The following is a 22,427-nucleotide window of genomic DNA, read 5'->3' as shown; positions in this document are numbered from 1 at the left end:
GTCCTGGGCGCGCGGGATGCCGGTCACGGGCGGTCAGTCGCCGGAGATCGCGATACGGACCAGGTTGCGTCCCTTGAGGCCGAACAGCGCGCTCCGGGACGGGTCGAGGGCGAGCTTGGGTTCGCCGCCGAACCATTCGCCGGCCAGCCCGTCGACGACCGTGGTGACCGTGAAGGTGATCAGATCGCTCTTGTAAATGGCGTTGCCGTCGGTGGTGTAGGCGACCCGACCGACGATGTGCAGATCGGAACCGCGGGCGCCGACCTTCGTGGTCCGGGTGACCCGGCCGCGCCGCAGGTCGTACTCGAACAGCACACCGGTGTCGGTGACGCCGTAGACGGCGAGCGCGGTGTGCGCGAGACCCGGGATGACCTTCGCCCCGGGCACCGGTTCGACCTGCCAGCGCAGCCGGCGGCCGCGCAGGTCGAAGGCGGCGAGCCGGGCGGTGGTGGTGACCGGCGGCAGGCCGAGCCCCTCCTGGATGTTGGTACCGAGATAGGCGACGCCGGCCTGGCAGGTCACGGCGTAGAGGCTCTGCCGCTCGACCACCGGCCGGTAGGTGTCGAACCTTCCGGTGCGCAGCTCGTAGAGGGCCAGGGTCCCGTTGAGGTGGCCCGGCTCCGGCTGGGTGGTCATCGCGATCAGCCCGGTGGCCTCGTCGTACGCCAGATCGCGCGGTCGGTCCTGCTGGTTGCCGGTCCTGGCCAGCAGGGTCGCCTCGGTCTCGCCGGCCCGGTGACGGTAGAGCAGGGCCTGGGTGTAGACGCCGAGGTACGTGGCGTCGCGGACGGTCAGCGCCGTCTTGGGTTCGCCAGGTATGCCCAGCCGGGATCGCGTACCGGTGGCGAGGTCGTGGACGTCCGCGCCGCCCTTGCCGCCGACGTAGACGCGCGCGCCGTCGCTGTGCACGGACATGGGCTGCTCGGGCGCGGCCGGGAAGCCGCGTTGCACGAGGTTGACGTAGCGCAGCGAACGGTCGGCGGGGTCGAAGACGAAGATCGCGCCGTCCTGCACCCCGTAGATCCGGCCGTCGTGGACGAGGAGCCGGTGGGTGGCGGCCTCGGGCTGGGCCACGCCCAGGGTCTCGACGGCGCCGCCGTCGATGGCACACCGGTAGAGCATGCCCGACGGCCGTCCGGCGAAGTAGACGTATCCGTCGTGGATGAGCACCGAGGTCACGTACTTCTCGCCCGTGGTCAGCACCCGATGGTCGGCCGGATCGGTCTTGTTCAGCACCAGCACCTCGCCGTTGGAGGAGATGCCGCCGGCCAGGTGGGTCTCCGACAGCGCCATGCTGGCGACGAAGTCGCGGCCGGCGAGCGCGGCCGGCAGGATGTCGCGCTTGGCGCCGGTCGCCCGGTCGATCGCGATCAGATGGGCGTGCGCGCCGACGCCCGCGTAGACGGTGGTCTCGTCAGCGGCGATGCTGCGCACGTACGCCTCGCCCTCGACCGGCACGCCGAGGTCGCGGCTCACCCCGGTCACCGGGTCGTACTCGACGACCCGGCCGGGTTCGGAGATCGCGAGGTAGACCTTGCCGTCGGGCGACGAGGCCAGATTCCAGATGAAGTGGTACGGGTAGGCGCCCACCTGGTCCAGCGCACCCGTCACCGTGTCGAGCCGGTAGAGGTCGGAGCGGCTGTGGGTGCCGATGTAGACGTCGGTGCCCACGCGGCACATCGCCCACACCCCGATGCCGGTGGGCACGTCGGTGTGGGCGGTCACGGCGTCGGCGGTGAGGTCGTACGCGCCCACCACGTTGGGCGAGAGCCCGCGGGTGGCCGCGTAGAGCACCGATCCGACGAACTCGCCGTTGCCCAGCGGGGTGGTGACGCTGGCCGGGCCGAGGTCGGTGAGGGTGCCTTCGGGTTCGGCGGCAGCGTCGGCGTGGGCCGGGGAAGGAGGAAGGAGCGCGGCTCCGCCGGCGAGCGCGGCGGTCTGCAGTAGACGACGACGGGCGACCATGGCGCAGCCTTTCGGTCGGGACCGGAATTGCGCCAGAGTCTAGCGTCGCCGATGGCCTCGCCGGTATGGGCGACGAGGGATTTTCATCGGCAGATTTGAGCGTGGCCCGTAACGTCGAGCTGGAGTTCGGGCCGAAGGGACGCGAACGCGGCGGTCGGGCTCCGGCGCGTCCGCCGGACGCCGAAGGGCCGGACCACCGCGGTGGTCCGGCCCTCGTCGGCGTACGCCGACAGTTGCTCAGAGCAGGCCGTCGGTGACGCCCAGCGTGCCGCCGGCCGAGGCGGACGCCTCGCCGTGCACCTCCACGGCGGTGGACATCCCGCCGACGGACCCCAGGGCGCCGGAGACGACACCGTCGACCTGGCCGGTGACGCCGTCCACCGTGGACGGCACGTCGATCGGCGGGACCACGCCGCCCTGGCCGGTGCCGATGCCGAGGCCGTCGAGGGTGTCGTCGACGCCGAGGCCGTCGACGAGGCCGCCGACCTGGCTCTGGGTGGTGCCGAGGGTGCCGCCGAGCAGGCCGTCGTCGCCGAGGACGCCGGTGCCGAGCAGGCCGGTGTCGCTGCCGTCGAGGGCGGTGGTGGGGTTGCCGAGGGTGGTGGTGAGGTCGCCGACGGCGGGGTCGGTGATGGTGTCGGCGGCGCCGATGACGTCGGCGTCGAGGGTGTGGGCGAGGTCGTGGGCGCCGGTGAGGTCGGTGCTGAGGCCGCCGGGGCCGATGCCGAGGCCGATGCCGGGTAGGACGGTGGCGCCGACGCCGACGGCGGTGGGGTCGACGGCGATGGCGCCGAGGACGCCGGCTTTGACGTCGAGGCCGTTGTCGCTGGTGCTGAGGGTGAGTTGGTGGGTGACGTTCTGGAGTTGGCCGACGACGTCGGTGGTGTCGGCGAGCAGGGGGTCGACGCCGAGTTGCCCGGCGGTGGGGCCGACGGGGGCGAGGCCGTGCACGGGGGCGTAGTCGACCACCAGGGGGACGACGTCCTGCACGTCGGCGGCGGTGATGTCGTTCAGGCCGGCGGCCCGCAACGCGCCCTCCGGGTCGAGGTCGAACGCCGACCGCGCGCCCGCATCGGCGAGCAGGTTCAACACGAAGTCCTGCAGGGACGCGTGCGCGTCCACGGACACACTCTGCTGCGTTTCCATCTGGGTACTCCTCGGACCTGGGCGGATCTGATGTCGGCGGCAACGGTATGGCCGGCGGCCCCCGCCGGACATCGGGGACGAGCCCGCAACCCTGCCCGCCGGATTAGGGCACCCACCTCGCCGGACGTTAGGGACCGGGGGGACTCGCCCCACCCCGATCCCCGCATGCCACCCCGCTCGTCCCGGTGTCGGCCCCGCCGAGGCGGGTACCCGGCACGCGTGGCCGAACTGCTGGAGGACGGGGACATCTACTTCCTCTACCGCCCCCGGGTGGCGGAGGAGCACGTCGACTCGCTCGACGAGGTGCAGCGGCTGCTGGTGGTACTGCACCCGTGGCAGGGCCGGCACCTGCGGCTCCTCGTGGTCGGGCGCAAGCGGCTGCCCGGTATCGACGAGCACGACCGGTTCTGGGCGTTCGTCGACGAGGTGGTGGCGCGGCCGAAACAGTTGCACGAGACGCTGCGGGCGCACCGGTACCGGACGAGGACCCGGGGCGAGCGGGAGCAGCCGGCGACCCGGCCCGCGGCGGAGGGGGCGTACGTGATCGCCCGGCACGACGACCACACCCACCTCGCGTACCAGCTGGAGCTTCCGCTGCACCCCGGCCCGGCGCAGCACGGGCTCAGCATCGAACCGGAGGCGAGCTACATCGTCACGGTGAAGAACCCGGAGGCGCCGTCCCCGCCCGGGGTCGGCCTGCGCGGATCCCGGAGGGTTCAGCTGCCCGCCGCGCTGCGGGCGACGTTCCACGGTCGTCGCTTCGCCCCGCTCGACCCGCCTGCCTTCCTCGACCACCCCGGGACCGAGGTCGTCCTCATCGGCGCGGCGCACGACGCGTCCGAGGAGCTGCGGCTCGACCTGGACGCGGAGGTCGAGCGGGCGGAACGGAGCACCATCTTCGGAGACCTGAAGATCGGGCGCCGGGAGCGCCCGGTGGCGCCGCTGTTCGAGGGGGAGTGGGCGTAGTCCTCGGAGCGGGGCGCGGGCGACCGGTCGCCGCCCGCGAACCCGCCACCCGGACCGCCTACAGTGCCCGGCACTGCCCCGACGCCGCACCCCGGACGGTGTTCGACGCACCGAGGTCGACCGGGGCCGGGCTGTTGCCCGCGCAGTGCAGCGTCGCGACGTCGTTGCCGGCGAGGATCGCCGCCGTGTCGCCGGTGACGTTGCCGGACAGGACGAGCGGACCGTCCACCCGGGTGCCCACCGCGGTGACGTGACCGGTGGTGCCGGCCACCGTGACCGCGCCCCGCACGGTGCTGTCCAGCAGCTCGACGGCGCTCGCGCCGGTCGCCGCCAGGGCGCCGGCGATGGTGGCGCGCTCGGCGACGAGGGTGGCTCCGGGCCGGACCACGACCGCGCCGGTCACGGTCGCCCCGCGCAGGCAGGTGACCCCGGTGCTGACCACCAGCGGGCCGGTGTGGCGGCCGGAGACGACGCTGGTGCAGGCCGGCGGCGACGGGATCAGGGTGGCCACGAACGACCCGGCCGCGCCGATGTTGCCGACCCCGTCGATGCCCCGGTACTCGATGGTGTGCCGGCCGTAGCCGGGGGAGCGCTCGGCGAACGGCGACACCGACAGCCCGCCCGAGCCGAGGTTGCCGTAGACGAGGCCGTCCACGTCGGTGCCGGTGGCGGTGAACCGGAACGGTTCGTCGGCGTCGGTGGGCCAGCCGTAGTAGTTGTGCCAGCCATCGCCGTCCAGCCGGAACTCCGCGGTCACCTGCCCCGCGCCGTCGTCCGTGCCGGTCAGTCGCATGGTGAACGGGCCGTTGTACAGGTACTCGGTGGGCCTGCCGGGCCTGGTCGTGGTGAGCAGCGGCGCGGAGACGTCGTAGTCCACCTCCGGCCGGGTCGCGTCGACCGTCCAGCTGCGGCTCACCGACTCTCCCGTCGCCGGGTCGGTGACCGTGGCGGTGAGCCGGTGGGTGCCCCGGGCCAGATCGAGGGGCGCCAGCTCCAGGTCACCGTCGTGGCCCGGGTTGGTCACCGGTTCGCCGTCGAGGGTCCAGCTGACCGTGGGCACCCGGTCGGTGGGCTGGGTGCTCTCCACGTACACCACGTCCCGCGCACCGACCGGCCGGTCGGTCGCGGTCGACGCGGTGATCGCCAGCGGCTCGCCGGCGGCGGGGGTGCTCAGCGCGGTGTCGACGGTCCAGGTCCGGCGCTGGGTCAGCGCGGCCGAGTCCCGCACCGCCGGGTCGCGGACGAACGGGGTCGGGTCGGTGACCGTGGCGGTGACGGCGTGCGTGCCGGGCGTCAGCCGCAGCGAGCGCAGGTGCAGGCTGCGGGCGTTGCCGGTGCCGGGTACGGTGACGCCGTCGACCGACCAGGTGACGGCCAGTTCGTGGCTGACCGGGTGCAGGGTCTCCACCCGGACCACCCGGTCCGCGCCGATCGGACGGTCCGCCGGCGTTCCGCCCTGCAGGATGCTGACCTTGCCGGCGATCCGCTGGGTCATCCGCTCGCGGGCCACCTGGTCGAAGTAGAAGCCCAGCGACTTCATCATCGAGTGCTGGCTGGGCCGCCACACCCCCCGCTGCAGGTACAGGCCACCCTCGTGGCGGCCGATCGTGCCGCCGGACTCGCTGGGCTCGCCGAGCCAGCGCCACCACTTGGCCCGGGTGTCGCGCATCTGCTGTTCGGTGAGCACCGTGTGGTGCACCGAGGACGGTTCCGGCCCGGTGTAGGTGTCACCGGCCACGCCGCGGGCGTAGTAGTCGTACTCGTCCTGCAGGCCACCCAGCGAGTGCCCCAGCTCGTGCGGGCTGATCAGCGCCGAGAGCGCGTTGCCGCCGGACGCGGTGGCGTTGGCGCCGCCCGCGCCGCCGTAGGTGCCGCTGTTGGCCAGCGCGATCAGCTGCCGGTTGCCCGGGTTGGTGCCGGTCGCCAGGTTGGCGTACGTGTTGGCGGCGGCGCCGTTGACCGAGAGCAGGCGCTGCACGCTGTTCGGGTTGCAGCCGCCCCAGAACCCCATGCCGAGCACGGTGTCCCGCCGCGGGTCGGTGAGGCCGGGGTCGCAGTCCACCCCGGACTCCGCCGAGACGATCTCCACGGCGTAGACGTTGAAATAGCTGCGGTAGGACTTGAACGGCTCGATGGTCCAGAGCGTGTTGAGGTGCTTGTCCACGTGCGACCGGAACGTGGGCAGGTCGGCCTCGGTGTAGCCGTCGCCGAGCAGCACCAGGTTGAACCGCTTGGCCGGATCACCGGTCACCTGGATCGGCACCACGGTGGCGCTGCCCACCTCGGCGGCGGCGGCCGGTGGCGCGGCCACCAGCCCCGCCGTGACCATCGCCGCCACGCACAGCCCAGCTCTGACCGTCACCACGTTCCCCCCTCGCGCCCGGACACGCCCCGCCATCCCGGCCGCTGCCGTTGATCGCGGTCAATCCGGACCGTACCCGCCGGCCGGGCCGTGGCATAGCCCTTCGAGGGTCGCCGATGGCCGGCACGCGCGGCGGGGGCCGGATCCGCCCGCGCCGCGCGGTGCCGGATCCGGCGTCGCCGCCCGCCGGGGCGTTGACGTCGACCGAACAGCACCCTAGGGTCATTACGGCCCTGGCCGAATATGCCTCACGGCTGATCCTGCCAGTAGCAGCTCCTCAAACAGCCGGGTACGGCTCGCCACTCCCGGCCCATCGAGATTCCGGTTCTGACCGTTACGGCTCGGCCGCCGGCTACCCGGTGGTCGCTGGAAGAGAAGCAGGCGCCCATGACCAACCGTCGCACGTTACTCCGCTCCGCCGTCGCCCTCACCGCGGCGCCGGCCCTGCCCGTCGCCTGGTCCGCCGGGGCCGCGGCCGCGAACCCCGCCGCGGACGGGGTGACCGTGGACGACTTCGGCATCCCGCTGCGCGACGTCCTGCTCATCGGCGGCACCGTCGCCCCCGGACCGACCGGTGAGCCGGTGCTCTGGTCCGCCGTCTCCGGCGAACCGGCCCGGCTGGCCGCGATCGACCCGGCCACCGGCCGGACCGTCTCCGCCCAGGACCTCACCGGCGCCCCCGGTTCGTACGCGGTGGCCGCCGCGCCCGACGGCACCGTCTACGTCGGCGCGTACACCACCGGTGACCTGTACCGCCGCCGGCCCGGCCCGGACAGCCCGGTGGAGAACCTCGGCCGTCCGCTGCCGTCCGAGACGTACATCTGGCGGATCGCCGTGGACGACGCGGGCGTGGTCCACGGCGGCACCTTCCCCGGCGCGCGGGTCTTCGGCTACGACCCGGCGACCGGGACGACCCGCGACTACGGCCAGGTGCTGCCCGGCGTCCAGTACGTCCGCAGCCTCGCCGTGACCGCCGACAAGATCTACGCCGGCACCCAGCCGGACGCCCACCTGTTCGAGATCGACAAGGTCACCGGCGAGCGGCGCGAGCTGCCGTTGCCCGACGGCCTGGGCACCGGCACCGGCCAGACGGTGTACGACCTCAACGCCCACGACGGCCGGGTGTACGCGCGGTTCGGCTCGGCCATCAACGGCCGGCTCGGGGTGTACGACATCGTCGGGCAGCGGTGGACCGACCTGATCGACGACGTCGCCGGCCTGGACGTCTCCGCACCCGGCCCGGGCGGCCTGGTCTACCTCACCCGCGGCGGCCGGCTCACCGGCTACCACCCGGGCCGGCGGACGTTCACCGACACCCCGCTGGTCTTCCCCGGCCGGGTGGTCAACAACCGGGGCATCGGCTGGGTGACCCTCGCCGACCCGGACTGGCCGGGCCGCACCCTGGTCGGGCTGCTCTGGCGCGGCGACATGTTCCGCTGGAACCCGGCGACCGGGCGCGCCGACGTGGTGCAGACCGACGTGCCCGGCGCGCCGATCCCGATCGCGGCGCTGCACGTCGGCCCGACCGGCACGGTCTGGGTCGGCGGCTACCTCAACGGCGGCCTGGCCCGGGTGGACGCGGACACCGGCGTCTCGACCTTCCAGCGCTTCGCCCAGGTGGAAGGCGTGCTGGAGGCCGGCGACCGGGTCTGGGTGGGGGCGTACCCGGACTCTCGGCTCTACCGGTACGACCCGGCCGCGCCGTGGCACAGCCCGGAGTACTCGCCCGGCCTGCCCGGCAGCGCCGACAACCCGGCGAAGCTGCTCGACCTGAAGTCCGCCGACCAGGTACGCGCCCGCGCGCTGACCGACGCCGGCGACAAGGTCGCCTACGGCACCATGCCGAACACCACCCTCGGCGGCGTGCTGGCCATCGTGGACAAGACCACCGGCGCCGCGCGGGTGCACCGGCCGGTGGTCACCGACCAGTCGATCGTCAGCCTCACCCACGTCAACGGCCTGCTCGTCGGCGGCACCTCCATCTCCGGCGGCTACAGCGTGCCACCGCCCACCCAGACCGATGCCAAGCTGTTCGGCTGGGACGTCGCCGGCGACGCCAAGGTGTTCGAGTTCGTGCCGGTGCCGGGCGCGACCGCGATCCCGGCGCTGGTGGTGGACCGCACCGGGCTGCTCTGGGGGCTGGCCGGCGGCCAGCTCTTCGCCCTCGACCTGGCCAGCCGGTCGGTGGTCCAGCGCATCCAGCTCGCGTCGGGCGTCGCCGACAGCCGCGGCAAGCTCGGCTACGACGCCCCGCGCCACCTGCTGTACGCGCTGGTCCGCGGGCAGCAGGTGGTCCGGGTGGACCTGGCCACCGGCGCCAGCCGGCAGCTGCTGGCGCAGCCGGCGGAGTACCTCGCCGTGCACCCCGACGGCCGGGTCTTCCTCGGCGCGGGCGAGCACCTGTACCGGCTCACCGTGACCGGCTGACCGCCCGTCCCGGGCGGACGGCGCGGGCAGTGACGCCGGGCGGGCCGGCGATCCCCCCGGGATCGCCGGCCCGCCCGGCGTGCGCACCGGGGTGCCGGGTCTACAGCTGGATGCGGACCAGGTTGCGGCCGCGCAGCGCGTACAGCGCCGAGCCGTCCGGTGCGGCGGTGAGCAGCGCGCCGCCGCCGTACCACTGGGCGTTCAGGCCGGTGACGAACGGGGTGACGGTCATCGTCGCCGGGTCCAGCTTCCAGACGTCCCGGCCGTTGCTGCCGTAGACCGTCGCGCCGACCTGCACCAGGGTGCTCTGTCCGGACGCGACGGTCGTGGTGGCCACCACCTGGCGGGACCGCCGGTCGACGGCGAAGAGCACGCCGGTCTCGGTCAGGCCGAGGATCTTCTCGCCGGTGGCGACCAGGTCGACGATCTGCTTGGCGCCGGGCACCGGGGTGATCTCCCAGGTCTTCGTCCGGGTGGCCAGGTCGAAGCCGGCGAGCCGGGCCTCGGTGGCCCGCGGCGTGGTGCCGAAGCCGCCGTTGATGCTGCTGCCGAGGAAGGCGGTGCCGTGCTTCACCGCCACCGACCGGATGGACTGGTCGGCGATGACGTCGCGGTGCACGTCCAGCGCACCGGAGCGCGGGTCGTAGAACGAGACCGCGCCGCCGTGGTGGCCGTAGTCCGGTTCGGTGCCGACGACCAGCAGCTTGTCGGCCGGGGACCAGGTCGCGTCCAGCGGGCGGGTCTGCTCGTGGCCGATGGTGGCCACCCGCCGCGGGTCGCCGTCGGGTGCCATCCGGAACAGGTACGCCAGGGTGTAGACCGACATCCAGATCTCACCGGCGACCGGGGTCATCGCCTTGGCCTCGCCCGGCAGGAACCGGCGGGCGGAGGTGCCGGCGGCCAGGTCGTGCACCTGCACCCCGGCCTTGCCGGAGACGTACACCCGAGGGCCGTCGGTGGCGATCGCCATCGCCAGTTCCGGCGCCGGCGGCATGCCGGCCTCGGTGAGGTCGACGCCGGTCAGCTCACCGGTGGCCAGGTCGTAGGTGACCACGGTGTTGGTGACCACGCCACGCAGCTGGTCGCCGGTGACGAAGATCCGGCCGAAGGAGGCGCCGTCGTAGGGCACGGCGAGCGTGCTCAGCTGGCCGGTGTCCCGGTCGTACTTGCGCAGGGTGCCCGACGGGCGGGTGCCGACGTAGACGTCGTTGCGCTCGCGGTCGACGGCGATCGCGGTGATGAAGCTGTCCGGCGTCTGCACGACCTCGTACCGCGACGGGTCCGCGGTGTCGATCAGCAGCATGGTGCCGGTGGGGGAGAGGGCGGCGGCGAGCAGCCCGTCGTCCAGCGCGAGGGTGCCGACGAAGGTGCGGTCGGCGAACTCGGGCGGCAGGATCTCCCGTTTCGCGCCGGTGACCCGGTCGATGGCGATCAGGTGGGCGTGCGCGCCGACCCCGGCGTAGATGGTGGTCGCGTCGACGGCGATGCTGCGCACGTACTGCTCGCCGGGGACGGCGACGCCGTAGTCGCGGGTGGCGCCGGTGGCCGGGTCGTAGGAGAAGACCCGCCCGTTGGGATAGGTGCCGCCGTAGAGGACGCCGTCGGGCGCGGTGGCCAGCGCCCAGATGTACCGGTCGGGGGAGACGTCGGCGACCTTGGTGACGGCGGTGCCGGTGGTGTCGATCCGGTACAGGTCGCCGGGCTCGTAGGTGCCGACGTACAGGTCGGTGCCGACGGCCGCGGTGGCCCAGGCGCCGCCGCCGGTGGGCAGTTCGTAGCGTTTGTCGACCCGCTGCGCGGCCAGGTCGTAGCCGCCCACCACGATCGGCGACACGCCGCCGGTGGCCGTGTAGATCGTGCCGTCGATCAGCTCGGAGCCGTTGACGGAGGTGACCTCGGACGCCGGTCCGAGGTCGGTGACGGTGCCGGGCGGGGACGCCTCGGCCTGGACTGCCGCCGCCGGCGCCTCGGCGTGGGCGGTGCCCACCGGGACCGCCAGCACGGCGGCGACCAGCGCGAGGGCCGCGGTCAGCGCGGTACGTCGCAACACGACCTCCAGAAATAGTTTCGGTCAGGGCTGTAACCGTCACAGCGCACCACGTCGGGTGGCGCCCTGTCGAGGCCCTACCCGTATCTTCCACGCAGATCGAGAGCATCGATCTGTGGCCCTGGAATTCCGGCCGCCACCGTAATAGGGTGCCGGCATCGTCGATCGTGGAGGTCGCCCGTGCCGCCGTTCCGCCGTACCCTCGTGCCCGCCACCGTCCTGACCCTCGCCGCCGCCCTGCTGCCGGCCACCGCTCCCGCGTCGGCCGCCCCGGCGGAGGCGACCCCCGGCACCGTCACCGACTTCGGTGTCCAGCAGACCGCGCTCACCGTCTTCGAGGCGCACTACGGCACCGGCGCCGACGACCGGCCGGTCGTCTACGGCGTCCAGATGGGATCTCCCGGGGTGCTCAGCGTGACCGACCCGGTGACCCGGGAGCTGCTCGACACCGCGTATCTGCCCGACTCCTCCGGCGCCTGGGGGATCACCCAGAGCAGCGACGGCACGGTGTACGCCGGCAGCTACCCCAACGCCCACCTCTACTCGTACGACCCGAAGACCCGGACCACCGTGGACCTCGGCGCCCCGGTCGCCGGCCAGACCGTGCTCTACGGCCTGCGCCCGGGCGCGGACGGCCGGGTCTACGGCGGCACCTACCCGAGCGCGCACGTCTTCTCCTACGCCCCGGGCGAGGGCTTCCGCGACCACGGCCGGATGTACGCCGGCGAGCAGTACGTGGTCGACGTCGCGGTGGACCCGGTGCGCAACCTGCTCTGGGCGGCGGTCGGCACCGCCGGCCACCTGATCCGGCTCGACCTGGCCACCGGCGAGAAGCGCGACATCTGGCCGGCGGCGCTGCGCGGCGACGCCAACTACCCCTACGACATCAACCTGGTCGGCGGGAAGCTCTTCGTCAAACGCAACAAGCTCCAGGGGCTGGTGCTCGACCCGGACACCGGCGCGGTGCTGGCCGACGGGTTCACCATGGGCTCGCGCGGCACCTCACCGCTCGCGCCCGACGGCCGGTCGGTCTACTTCACCTCCGGCACCGACCTGTGGCACTACGACCTGCCGACCGACACCGTCGGGCCGGTCCGCGACGCCGCCGGGGCACCGGTGCGCAGCGACGGCGCCGGCATCGGATTCGGCTTCCTCGACGGCCAGCTCTACGCGGTGATCGGCAACTACGGCGGGCAGGCGCTGCGCTACGACCCGGCCACCGGCGCCAGCGAGCGGTACCGGCTGCCGTTCCCGCCGCAGGCGCTGGACATCAACAACATCACCGCGGGCCCGGACGGCCGGATCTGGACCAACCTCTACATCAACGGCAACCTCGCCGTCCTCGACCCGGCCACCGGCACGGCCACCAACGTGGGCCGGCTCGGCCAGGCCGACGGCTTCGGCTGGCACGGCGGCCTGATGTACCAGGGCGTGTACCCGTACGGCGGGGTGCTGGTGTACGACCCGGCCCAGCCGTACCGGCTCGGCACCAACCCGCGCGAGCTGTTCCGGTTGCAGCCCGACGGCCAGAACCGGCCGATCGCCTTCGCCTCGGCCGGCAGCCGGATCTACGTCGGCAGCACTCCGGACTACGGCCTGTGGGGCGGCGCGCTGACCGTGTACGACACCGCCACCGGCGACCGCACCACCCGCCGGAACATCGTCGTCGACCAGGGCGTGATCAGCCTGGCCGTGGTCGGTGACCGGCTCTGGGCGGGCACCACCATCGGCGGCGGCGGGGGCACCGTGCCGCGCGCCACCGAGGCGAAGGTGTTCACCGCCGACCTGGTGACCGGGGAGAAGACCGCCGAGTACACGCCGGTGCCCGGCGCCCACGCGATCACCTCTCTGGTCGCCGGCCCGGACGGGATGATCTGGGGGCTCGCCGACGGCGAGGTGTTCGTCCTCGACCCGGCGACCGGCGCGGTGACCCACCGCGTCGACGTGCCCGGCCGCTCCTCGGGGGTGGCCGACGAACTCGTGGTCAGCGCCGCCGACGAGCACGTCTACGCCGTGCTCGACGGCTACCTGCACCGGATCGATCCGCTGTCCAAGGACGTGCGGGTGATCCGGGACGCGCAGACCTACCGGCTGACCCAGGACGGCCAGGGCAACCTCTGGTTCCGCAACGGGGTGAAGGCCGCAAACGGGGCGGTGCAGTACGGCTCGCACCTGCTGCGGTACGTGCCGGAGGCCGACGACTGCCCCCGCTCCGACCTGCGGGCCCAGGTGTACGCGGGCGGCGCGACCGGGGTGCCGAACCGGTACGCCGAGCGCGGGTGCACGGTCAACGACCTGATCCGCGACGAGGCGTCCTGGGACAGCCACGGCGCGTTCGTCGCGCACGTCGCCGCGGTCACCGCCGACCTGGTCGACGCCGGCCTGCTCAGCGGCCCGGAACAGGACGCGATCGTGGCGGCGGCGGGCCGCTCCGACATCGGCGGCTGACCCGGGACCGTCGGCCGCAGCGGGCCGCTGTTCCGGCCGCCGGAAGGCATCCGTCGGCGACCACCGCCGACGGCGAGAGCCCCGCCCCCCAGGACGAGGAGGGCGGGGCTCCGCCGTGACGGTGAGCGGGCGCGGGAGCGGCCCGTGCGGGTTCAGCCCACCGACACGGGTTCGCTGAGGTCGACCGGGGCGCCGCCGGCCAGCCGGCTGCGTTCCGCCGCGAAGGCCATCCGGTGGCTGTCCAGCGACTCCCGCGGCCCGGACCGGACCGCGGAGCGGTCGCCGGTGGCCACCGCCTCGACGAAGGCCGCCATCAGCCGCATGTCCCCGCCGCCGTGGCCGGAGCCGGCGTCCGCCCCGCCGCCGCGGGTGTCCGTGGTGACGGTGGCGCCGGTGACGAAGTCGGTGACGCTGACCTGCTCGCCGTCGCCCTCCAGGTAGCCGTGGGTGCCCATGATGCGGGTACGCCGGTGCCCGCCCGGGGTGAAGGCGCTCATGGTCAGCGTCGCGGTCGCCCCGCCGGCGAAGGAGACCGTGACGCTCTGGTGGTCGGCCACGTCGTTGCCGCCGGCGTAGACGCAGCGTCCGTACGGGCCGTCGCGCAGCGCCGCGGTCACGCCGGCCTCGGTCAGGTCGCGGGTCACCACCGACAGTGGCCACTCGTGCCGCCGCGGGTCGGCCAGGCAGTCGCGGTAGAAGCGCACGGCCGAGTACGGGCACCGGGACTCGACCGGGCAGTCCAGGCAGCCGGCGGCGGCGCCGGCGGGCCGGTTGCCGGGGTGGAAGTGGTGCAGCCCGCCGACGCTGCTGACCCGGGTGGGCACGTCGTCCACCACGTAGCGCAGCCAGTCCAGGTCGTGGCAGCACTTGGCGAGCAGGCTGCTGGACGAAGTGTCGGCGCGGCGCCAGTTGCCGCGTACGTAGGAGTGGGCGAAGTGCCACCAGCCGACCGGTTCCAGGTGCTCCACCCCGACGATCCGGCCCAGCGCGCCGGTCTCGACGTACCGCTTCACCGCGTCGGTGTAGCGGGTGTAGCGCAGCACGTGGCAGACGGCGAGCAGGACGCCGGTGCGCTCCGCGGCCTCGGTGACCGCCGTGCACTCCGCCTCGGTCGGCGCGATCGGCTTCTCCAGCAGCACGTGGTAGCCGAGTTCGGCGAAGCGGGCGGCCGGTTCGGCGTGCTCGCGGTCGGGGGTGGCGAGCACGATCGCGTCGGCCAGCCGGGGCCGGGCGGCCAGGGCCTGCCAGGAGTCGTACCGGTCGGCCGCCGGCACCCGGTGGGCGTCGGCGAGCGCGGTGCGGTGCGCGTCCCGGGGGTCGGCGACGGCGACCACCCGCGCCCGGTCGGGGGTGCGCAGGGCGTAGCCGGCGTAGGTGCTGCCGCGGTTGCCCGCGCCGACGATGGCCAGGGAGACGGTCATCGGAGTCCTTCACTCATTACGGGGCTGGATCGATCTGTCCACGCGTGCGCACGATCAGTGACGACACGACCTCGATACTTTCCACCTCTAGTATCGGACAGGACCGTAAGTTAATGTACTGCGAACCTGACTCCCCCGGAAGGATGCGAGATGCGTGTTCGGAAGAGCCTGTCGGCCGTTGCGGTGGCGCTCGTCGCCGCGCTCGCGGCGACGGGCTGCGGCGGTTCCGGATCCGGTGACTCCGGTGAGGCGACCGTGACGATGTGGACATACCCGGTGATCGCCGACGAGGCGAAGCACCGCGCGCACTGGGACGAGACCATCAAGGCGTTCCAGGCCGCCAATCCCGATATCGAGGTGAAGGTCGAGATCTTCCCCTGGGCCAACCGGGACCAGGCGCTCGCCACCGCGATCGCCGGCAACAAGGGACCCGACGCGGTCTACCTCATCCCCGACCAGCTGCCCAAGTACGCCCGCAACATCGAGCCGATCGACAAGTACCTCGACGACGCGGCCAAGAGCGACTACCACGAGAACGTGGTGCAGTCGGTGAGCATCGACGGCAAGATGATGGGCGCGCCCATCCTCACCAGCGCGGCCACCCCGATCTGCAACAAGAAGGTCTTCGCCGCGGTCGGCGAGACGACCTACCCGACCAGCTGGAACGACCTGCTCACGCTGGCCCCGAAGTTCAAGGCCAAGGGCTACGACATCACCGCGTACGCCGGTGACGCCAAGCAGACCTTGAACCAGACCTTCTACCCGCTGCTCTGGCAGGCGGGCGGCGACGTGTTCAGCCCGGACGGCAAGTCGGTCACCTTCAACAGCGACGCCGGCAAGAAGGCGCTGACCTTCGCCAAGCAGCTCGTCGACGGCGGCTACGTCGACAAGACCCTGCTCACCACGGCCCCGCCGATCGAGCAGACCAGGATCGCCCAGAACAAGGTCGGCTGTGTCTGGCACGTGCCGGCGGCGGAGATCGAGAAGTTCTGGGGCAAGGAGAACATCCAGGTAATCCCGCACTTCACCGAGACCAAGCAGATCGGCTACGGCACGGTCGGCTCGCTGTCGATGCTCAAGAACGCCGAGAGCAAGGAGGCGACCGGCAAGTGGATCGCCTTCGCCACCAACGCTGAGAACAGCAAGAAGTACGACGTCGGTGCCGGCCTGTTCTCCGCCCGGAAGTCCACCGGCTCGCTCTACGCCGGGGACCCCGTCTTCGGGGAGCAGGAGAAGCACGTGGGCACCAGCACCGTCGGCCCGCTGCACGAGAAGGCCCGCGACGTCCAGGGCGTCCTCTCGCCGGAGATCCAGGCCGCGCTGCTCGGCAAGAAGTCGGTGGAGCAGGCGCTCGACGACGCGGCGAAGGCCGCCGCCCCGCTGCTCGGCTGATCCCTGGGCGGCTCGCGGTGGGCGTAACCTGCGCACCGCGAGCCGCCCAGCGGGCGCGAGCCGCTGAGAAAGGTTGTCAGATGGTTGCACTACCGGGGACGCCGGTCCGGCGGCTGCGCCGGCCGTCCGCCCGCGAGGCCGGCACGGCCCTGCTCTTCGTCCTGCCGTTCCTGCTGCTCTTCGCCGTCTTCCGGTTCGGGCCGGCGATCGCCGGGGTGCTCCTCGGCTTCACGGACTACACGGTCGGCGGCGAGACCAGCTGGACCGGGTTGGAGAACTTCCGCCGGCTCGTCGACGACCCGACCTTCTGGACCGCGCTGCGCGTGACGGTCATCTTCACCGTGCTGTCCGTACCGCTGTCGATGCTGGCCTCGCTCGGTATGGCGCTGCTGACCCGCCGCGCCTTCCGCGGCGCGAAGCTGTTCCGGTCGATCTTCTTCCTGCCGGTGGTGACCAGCCTGGTGCTCGCCGGTGTGGTCTTCAGCTGGGTTTTCTCCGAGGGCGGCCCCTGGTCGCGGGCGATGGGCGGGCTCGGCCTGCCGGCACAGTCCTGGCTGGCCGACAGCGTGCTGGTGATCCCGGCCCTGGTGCTGGTCTCGGTCTGGTCCCGCTTCGGCTACGGCATGCTCATCCTGCTCGCCCGGCTGCAGGACATCCCGGCCGAGCTGGAGGAGGCGGCGCTGACCGACGGCGCCTCGGCCTGGCAGCGCTTCCGCTACGTCACGCTGCCGCAGCTGCGTCCCGCGCTGTTCTTCGTCGCCATCATCGAGACCACCGTGTCGTTCCAGGTCTTCGACATGATCTACGTGATGACCGGCGGCGGCCCGGTACGCGCCAGCTACAGCCTCGTCTACCTGCTCTACGACCAGGGCTTCAAGTACTTCGACCTGGGTTACGCCAGCGCGGTCGGGGTCGCCCTGTTCGTGATGACGATCGTCGTGGCGCTGATCCAGCGGCTGACCCTGGGGAGGGAAAATTGACCGACATCATCACGCCCCCGGCCACCGCCGCGCCGACCACCGAGGCGCCCCGACGCAACCGGCGCCCGTACCGCGTCGGCCGGGCCAGCCGGGGCTGGGTGGTCGGACGCACCGCCCTGCTCCTGGGCGGCGCCCTGCTGACCCTCTTCCCCTTCTACGCGATGGTCGTGCTGTCGTTCAAGCCGACCGGTCCGGTCACCTTCCCGGACAGCCTGCTGCCCTGGCCGTTCTCCACCGAGGCGTACGACCAGGTGATCGGCGCCAAGAGCGTGCTGCGCTGGATGTGGAACACCATCATCTACTCGGTGGTGTCCGTGGTCGGCGTGCTGCTGTTCGCCTCGATGGCCGGCTACGCCTTCGCCAAGAAGCGGTTCCCCGGCAAGGAGACCATGTTCTGGTCGTTCCTGGCGATGCTGATGGTGCCGTACCACGTCACGATGATCCCGACGTTCATCATCATCTCCGAGCTGAACGGCGTGGACACCTACTGGGGCATGATCGTGCCGACGCTGGCCAACGCCCAGGCGGTGTTCCTGATGCGGCAGTTCATCGCGTCGCTGCCCGACTCGCTGTTCGAGGCGGCCCGCCTCGACGGCTGCTCCGAGTGGCGGGTGTACGTCTCGATCGTGCTGCCGCTGATCAAGCCGATCCTGGCCACCCTCGGCGTCTTCGTCTTCCTCTGGCACTGGAACGACTTCCTGTGGCCGCTGATCGTCGGGCAGAGCCTCGACATGCGTACCCTCACCACCGGCATCGCCTCGCTGCAACAGGAGAACGTGGCGTTGAACATGCTGCTCGCCGGGTCCGTGGTGGCCTTCGTACCGATCTTCATGGCCTACCTGATCGGCCAGCGGTACTTCCAGGAGGGCGTCTCCACGACGGGCATCAAGGGTTGAGCGTCATCGCGGTGGCGGCGGCGCCGTACGTCCGCGAGCTGTTCCTCGACCCCGACACCCGGGCCGCCCTGGGCCGGCTCGGCGAGGTGCGGCTGCCGGCCGACGGCGCCGACGTGGGCGACGAGGCGGTGCTCGCGGGCCTGCTCGCCGACGCCGACGTCGTCGTCACCGGCTGGGGCACCGCCCCGCTGACGGCCGCGGTGCTCGCCGCCGCGCCCCGGCTGCGGTTGCTCGCGCACACCGGCGCCAGCGTCAAACCGTTCGTCACCCCGGCGAGCTTCGCCCGCGGGGTGCGCGTCACCCAGGCCGGCGAGGCGATGGCGTACGCGGTGGGGGAGCAGGCGCTCGCGCTCACCCTCGCCCTGCTGCACCGGCTGCACCGGTTCGACCACGCGCTGCGCACCGGCGCCGACTGGGCGGCCGCCAAGGCCGCCCCGCCCCGGCGGGAACTGCGCGGGGCGACGGTCGGCGTGGTCGGCGCGTCCCGCACCGGTCGGGCGTACCTCGGCCTGGTGCGGGCGCTCGGCGCGCGGGTGCTGGTGGCCGACCCGTTCCTGTCCGAGGCGGAGGCGGCGGCGCTCGGCGTCGAGCGGGTCGGCCTCGACGACCTGCTCGCCCGCAGCCTGGTGGTCAGCCTGCACGCCCCGGTGCTGCCGGAGACCGTCGGGATGATCGGGGCACGCGAACTCGCGCTGCTGCCGGACGGGGCGCTGCTGGTCAACACCGCCCGCTCGGCGCTGGTGGACGAGGCCGCGCTGCTGGCCGCGCTGCTTAGCGGCCGGATCGACGCCGCGCTGGATGTCTTCGACGCCGAGCCGCTGCCGGTCGACCACCCGTTCCGCCGGCTGCCCAACGTGCTGCTCACGCCGCACGAGGCGGCCGGGACGGTCGAGTCGCGGCGGCGGGCCGGCGCGATCGTGGTGGCCGAGATCGACCGGTTCCGGCGCGGCGAGCCGCTGGTCCACGAGGTCCGGCCCGAGCAGCTCGACCGCACCGGCTGACCGGCTGACCTGCGCTGGCGCGGCCGGAGGGCGGAGAAGTAGCCTCTGCGCTCATGCGCATCGCTCTGGCCGGACTCGCCACCAGTCACCCCTACACCGACGCCCGCGCGTTGCGCGACCACGCCGAGCTGGTGGTGTGGGAACCCGACCCGCAGCGGCTGGCGCGGTTCCGGGCCGAACAGCCGGACGTCGCCGTGGCGCCGGACCTGGCCGCGTTGCTGGCGACCAGCCCGGACGGGGTGGTCCTCACCGTCCCCACCTCCGACGTGCCGGACGCGCTGGCCCAGGTGCTGGCCCGCGAGCTGCCGTGCTTCGTCAACAAGCCGGCCGCCGCGACGGTGGCCCAGCTCGACCGGCTGGAGCGAGTCGTGGCGCCGGCCGCGGAGCTGGTGCTCACCTCCTCGGTGCTGCGCTTCGCGCCGGACTTCGCGGCGTTCGAGGTGCCGCGCGAGGAGGTGCTGTCGGTGCGGGCCACGGTGCGGCACGACGTCGGGCTCTGGGCGACCGGTTACAACCCGTGGCAGGACGACCCGGCGATCGGCGGCGGCACGCTGGTGATGATGGGGCTGCACGGCGTGGAGCTGCTGGTGGCGCTGCTCGGGCCGGCGGTCCGGCTGGTCGGCGCCGCCGGCACGGTACGCCAGCACCGGGGGCTGCGCTCGGAGGACACCGGGCTGCTGGCCCTGCAGTGGGCGGACGGGGTGCCCGGCGCGGTCGAGGTGCTCGGGGTCAGCGAGGGCGAGGCGTACGAGGTGACCGTCCACACCGCCGCGGGGGAGCGGCGGGTGGTGCTGCGCGGCGGCGCCGACCAGCTCGGCTACCGGGACACCATCGAGGCGTTCCTCGCCATGGTCCGGGGTGCGCCGAGCCCGGTGCCGTGGGCGCAGACCCGGGCCGTGCTGGGCGTTCTCGCCGCCGCCCGCGCCACGGCCCACCCCGCGTAGCCGACCGCACCCCGCCGTGGCAGACCCGCCCCGACGGCTGGGCCGGTAGTCCGGTCGCGCCCGCCGGCGTCAGCCACTGGACAGCCGCCCTGGACGGCCCGGCCGCGCCCGACGGCCCGGTCCGCAATTGGACCGGGCGCGGCACGGCGTGCGCCGGGAAACCGGTCGTGTGGGTGGTCCGGCACCGCCCGCCACCGTCCCGACCTGCGGAGTCAGCGGGGTTCGGCGGGCCCGTCGGAGCCGCACCGGGCGACCCGTCGCCCCGGGCACCTTGACGCTCTCCGGGCCGGAGGTTACGGTCATGACCGTTACTTCTGAAGGGGTGTGGTGGCATGCGTACGGTGGCGGACCTGGAGGAGCGCCTCTCCCGCCCGCGGGACGTCCTGGTGGACGACCTGCGCAAGCTCGGCGGGGACATCCTGATCCTCGGCGCGGGCGGCAAGCTGGGGCCGAGCCTGGTCCGGCTGGCGCTGCGCGGGGTCGCGGCGGCGGGCACCGGCGCGCGGGTCATCGCCGTGTCGCGGTTCTCCGAGGCCGGGCTGGCCGACGCGCTGCGCGGCGAGGGCGCCGAGGTGGTCGAGGCGGACGTCGCCGACGACGCCGCGCTGGCCGCGCTGCCCGACGCGCCGAACGTGGTCTTCCTGGTCGGCGCCAAGTTCGGCACCTCCGGCCGGGAGCACGCCACCTGGGCCACCAACACCTACCTGCCCGGCCGGGTCGCCCAGCGCTTCGCCGGGTCGCGGCTGGTGGCGCTGAGCACCGGCAACGTCTACCCGCTGGTGCCGGTGACCAGCGGCGGCTGCGTCGAGCAGACCCCCGTCCAGCCGGTCGGCGAGTACGCGATGTCCTGCCTGGGCCGCGAGCGCATCCTCACCCACTTCGCGCAGCGCGACCAGACCCCGCTGGCCCTGATCCGGCTCAACTACGCCGTCGAGATGCGCTACGGGGTGCTGGTCGACATCGCCCGGGCGGTGCACGCCGGCCAGGCCGTGGACCTCACCATGGGGCACGCCAACGTCGTCTGGCAGGGCTACGCCAACGAGGTCATCCTGCGCGCCCTGCACCACACCGGCACGCCGCCGTTCGTGCTCAACCTGACCGGGCCGGAGCTGGTCTCGGTCCGCCAGGTCGCCACCGCGGTCGCCGCGCGGCTGGGCCGGGAGCCGGCCTTCACCGGCGCCGAGGCGCCCACCGCGCTGCTGTCCAACGCCCAGCTCTGCCACCGCCTGTTCGGCTACCCCGACCTGCCGCTCGCCCAGCTCATCGAGCTGACGGCGGACTGGGTCGCCGACGGCCAGCCCCTGCTCGACAAGCCGACCGGCTTCCAGCGCCGCGACGGCAAGTTCTAGGAGAGACCGTGTTGACCGCATCGAGCACCCGACAGGCCGCGGCCCTGACCCGGTTCCAGCGCGGGTGCGTGATCCCCGCCCACCCGCTCGCCCTGGACGCCGACCGCAGGCTCGACGAGCGCCGGCAGCGGGCGTTGACCCGCTACTACCTCGCCTCGGGGGCGGGCGGCATCGCCGTCGGCGTGCACACCACCCAGTTCGCCATCCACGACCCGAAGGTGGGGCTGCTCGCCCCGGTGCTGGAACTGGCCGCCGAGACCGCTGCCGGCTCGGACGCGGTCCTGGTCGCCGGCGCCTGCGGGGACACCGCCCAGGCCGTCGCCGAGGCGGAACTCGCCGCGTCGCTCGGCTACCACCTGGTGCTGCTGTCGCCGTACGGGCCGCTGGACGAGGACGCGCTGATCGAGCGGGCCCGGGCCGTCGGCGAGGTGCTGCCGGTGATCGGTTTCTACCTGCAACCGGCCGTCGGCGGCCGGGAGCTGTCCCGGCACTTCTGGGCCCGGCTGGCCGCCCTCGAGTCGGTGGTCGGGATCAAGGTGGCGCCGTTCGACCGCTACCGCACCCTGGACGTGCTGCACGGCGTCTGCGCCGCCGGCCGCACCGGCGACCTCGCCCTCTACACCGGAAACGACGACCACATCCTGGCCGACCTGGTCGCGCCGCACCGGGTCATCCTGGACGGGCGGGCGGTGGAGGTCGAGTTCGTCGGGGGCCTGCTCGGCCAGTGGGCGGTCTGGGCGGGCACCGCGGTGACGCTGCTCGACGAGGCCCGGCGGGCCCGGGCCGGCGACGACGCCGCGCTGCGCCGGCTGCTCACCCTGGACGGCCACCTGACCGACGCCAACGCGGCCATCTTCGACGCCGCCAACGGCTACCACGGCTGCATCCCCGGCATCCACGAGGTGCTGCGCCGGCAGGGCCTGCTGGCCGGCCGGTGGTGCCTGGACCCGGACGAGGAGCTCTCGCCGGGACAGCTGGCCGAGATCGACCGGGTGCACCGGGCCTATCCGCACCTGCGCGACGACGACTTCGTCGCCGAGCACCTGGACGAGTGGCTGGCGTGACGACGCCGGGGCGCTCCGG

At 73.3% G+C, this 22,427-nt stretch carries 15 protein-coding genes; 10 read left to right on the top strand and 5 right to left on the bottom strand.

The genetic code is table 11. The features are described from left to right. Positions 1-33 precede the first annotated feature (33 nt). On the bottom strand, positions 34-1,965 hold the full coding sequence (locus FHX32_RS28895; RefSeq protein ID WP_167190207.1) for a hypothetical protein: 1,932 nt from the start codon (positions 1,963-1,965) through the stop codon (positions 34-36). Between the two features lie 237 nt (positions 1,966-2,202). Continuing rightward, positions 2,203-3,111, bottom strand: a complete 909-nt coding sequence (locus FHX32_RS28890) for an IniB N-terminal domain-containing protein (RefSeq protein ID WP_167190204.1) — start codon at positions 3,109-3,111, stop codon at positions 2,203-2,205. Positions 3,112-3,330: 219 nt separating this feature from the next. On the opposite strand from FHX32_RS28890, the gene FHX32_RS28885 reads away from it, so the two are divergent. Then, complete coding sequence (locus tag FHX32_RS28885; protein ID WP_167190201.1) at positions 3,331-4,077, top strand: hypothetical protein; 747 nt, start codon at positions 3,331-3,333, stop codon at positions 4,075-4,077. A gap of 58 nt (positions 4,078-4,135) precedes the next feature. Here the strand turns inward: FHX32_RS28885 and FHX32_RS28880 are convergent, their stop codons facing one another. After that, positions 4,136-6,439: a M64 family metallopeptidase gene (locus tag FHX32_RS28880; protein ID WP_208419460.1), complete on the bottom strand. Its 2,304-nt coding sequence runs from the start codon at positions 6,437-6,439 to the stop codon at positions 4,136-4,138. A 387-nt stretch (positions 6,440-6,826) separates the two neighbouring features. On the opposite strand from FHX32_RS28880, the gene FHX32_RS28875 reads away from it, so the two are divergent. Continuing rightward, on the top strand, positions 6,827-8,866 hold the full coding sequence (locus tag FHX32_RS28875) for a PQQ-binding-like beta-propeller repeat protein (RefSeq protein WP_167190198.1): 2,040 nt from the start codon (positions 6,827-6,829) through the stop codon (positions 8,864-8,866). Positions 8,867-8,966: 100 nt separating this feature from the next. Here the strand turns inward: FHX32_RS28875 and FHX32_RS28870 are convergent, their stop codons facing one another. Then, the gene (locus FHX32_RS28870; RefSeq protein ID WP_167190195.1) at positions 8,967-10,913 is read right to left on the bottom strand and encodes a hypothetical protein; all 1,947 of its coding nucleotides are present in this window, start codon (positions 10,911-10,913) and stop codon (positions 8,967-8,969) included. 180 nt (positions 10,914-11,093) lie between these two features. On the opposite strand from FHX32_RS28870, the gene FHX32_RS28865 reads away from it, so the two are divergent. Continuing rightward, the gene (locus tag FHX32_RS28865; protein ID WP_167190192.1) at positions 11,094-13,361 is read left to right on the top strand and encodes a PQQ-binding-like beta-propeller repeat protein; all 2,268 of its coding nucleotides are present in this window, start codon (positions 11,094-11,096) and stop codon (positions 13,359-13,361) included. A gap of 152 nt (positions 13,362-13,513) precedes the next feature. Here FHX32_RS28865 and FHX32_RS28860 read toward each other — a convergent pair whose 3' ends face one another. Then, positions 13,514-14,782, bottom strand: coding sequence for a Gfo/Idh/MocA family protein (locus FHX32_RS28860; protein ID WP_167190190.1), 1,269 nt, complete (start codon positions 14,780-14,782; stop codon positions 13,514-13,516). A 150-nt stretch (positions 14,783-14,932) separates the two neighbouring features. Between FHX32_RS28860 and FHX32_RS28855 the strand changes: the two genes are divergently transcribed. The 7 genes from FHX32_RS28855 (at position 14,933) to FHX32_RS28825 (ending at position 22,408) form a co-directional block, all read left to right on the top strand. After that, entirely contained in the window at positions 14,933-16,174 is a 1,242-nt protein-coding gene (locus FHX32_RS28855; RefSeq protein WP_167190187.1) for an ABC transporter substrate-binding protein, read from the top strand. 80 nt (positions 16,175-16,254) lie between these two features. Beyond that, the gene (locus FHX32_RS28850; RefSeq protein ID WP_167190184.1) at positions 16,255-17,154 is read left to right on the top strand and encodes a carbohydrate ABC transporter permease; all 900 of its coding nucleotides are present in this window, start codon (positions 16,255-16,257) and stop codon (positions 17,152-17,154) included. Beyond that, positions 17,151-18,050, top strand: a complete 900-nt coding sequence (locus tag FHX32_RS28845) for a carbohydrate ABC transporter permease (protein ID WP_167190181.1) — start codon at positions 17,151-17,153, stop codon at positions 18,048-18,050. The genes FHX32_RS28850 and FHX32_RS28845 overlap by 4 nt, the downstream gene beginning before the upstream one ends. Beyond that, the gene (locus FHX32_RS28840) at positions 18,047-19,051 is read left to right on the top strand and encodes a hydroxyacid dehydrogenase (RefSeq protein WP_167190178.1); all 1,005 of its coding nucleotides are present in this window, start codon (positions 18,047-18,049) and stop codon (positions 19,049-19,051) included. Before FHX32_RS28845 ends, FHX32_RS28840 begins: the two co-directional genes overlap by 4 nt. Before the next feature lie 53 nt (positions 19,052-19,104). Continuing rightward, positions 19,105-19,995, top strand: coding sequence for a Gfo/Idh/MocA family protein (locus FHX32_RS28835; RefSeq protein WP_167190175.1), 891 nt, complete (start codon positions 19,105-19,107; stop codon positions 19,993-19,995). A gap of 332 nt (positions 19,996-20,327) precedes the next feature. Further along, positions 20,328-21,344, top strand: a complete 1,017-nt coding sequence (locus FHX32_RS28830) for an NAD-dependent epimerase/dehydratase family protein (RefSeq protein ID WP_167190172.1) — start codon at positions 20,328-20,330, stop codon at positions 21,342-21,344. An 8-nt stretch (positions 21,345-21,352) separates the two neighbouring features. Then, positions 21,353-22,408 carry a dihydrodipicolinate synthase family protein gene (locus FHX32_RS28825; protein WP_208419459.1) on the top strand — a complete coding sequence of 352 codons (1,056 nt, stop codon included), beginning with the start codon at positions 21,353-21,355 and terminating at the stop codon, positions 22,406-22,408. The last annotated feature ends 19 nt before the right edge of the window (positions 22,409-22,427 follow it).

This window comes from Micromonospora sp. CNZ280 (assembly GCF_011759515.1).
This window is presented reverse-complemented; position numbering and strand designations above follow the sequence as displayed.

Coding starts and splice junctions, on each gene's coding strand:
- FHX32_RS28835 (WP_167190175.1), top strand. CDS start 19,105: ATGCGCATCGCTCTGGCCGGACTCGCCACCAGTCACCCCTACACCGAC.
- FHX32_RS28830 (WP_167190172.1), top strand. CDS start 20,328: ATGCGTACGGTGGCGGACCTGGAGGAGCGCCTCTCCCGCCCGCGGGAC.
- FHX32_RS28890 (WP_167190204.1), bottom strand. CDS start 3,111: ATGGAAACGCAGCAGAGTGTGTCCGTGGACGCGCACGCGTCCCTGCAG.
- FHX32_RS28850 (WP_167190184.1), top strand. CDS start 16,255: ATGGTTGCACTACCGGGGACGCCGGTCCGGCGGCTGCGCCGGCCGTCC.
- FHX32_RS28895 (WP_167190207.1), bottom strand. CDS start 1,965: ATGGTCGCCCGTCGTCGTCTACTGCAGACCGCCGCGCTCGCCGGCGGA.
- FHX32_RS28875 (WP_167190198.1), top strand. CDS start 6,827: ATGACCAACCGTCGCACGTTACTCCGCTCCGCCGTCGCCCTCACCGCG.
- FHX32_RS28860 (WP_167190190.1), bottom strand. CDS start 14,782: ATGACCGTCTCCCTGGCCATCGTCGGCGCGGGCAACCGCGGCAGCACC.
- FHX32_RS28855 (WP_167190187.1), top strand. CDS start 14,933: ATGCGTGTTCGGAAGAGCCTGTCGGCCGTTGCGGTGGCGCTCGTCGCC.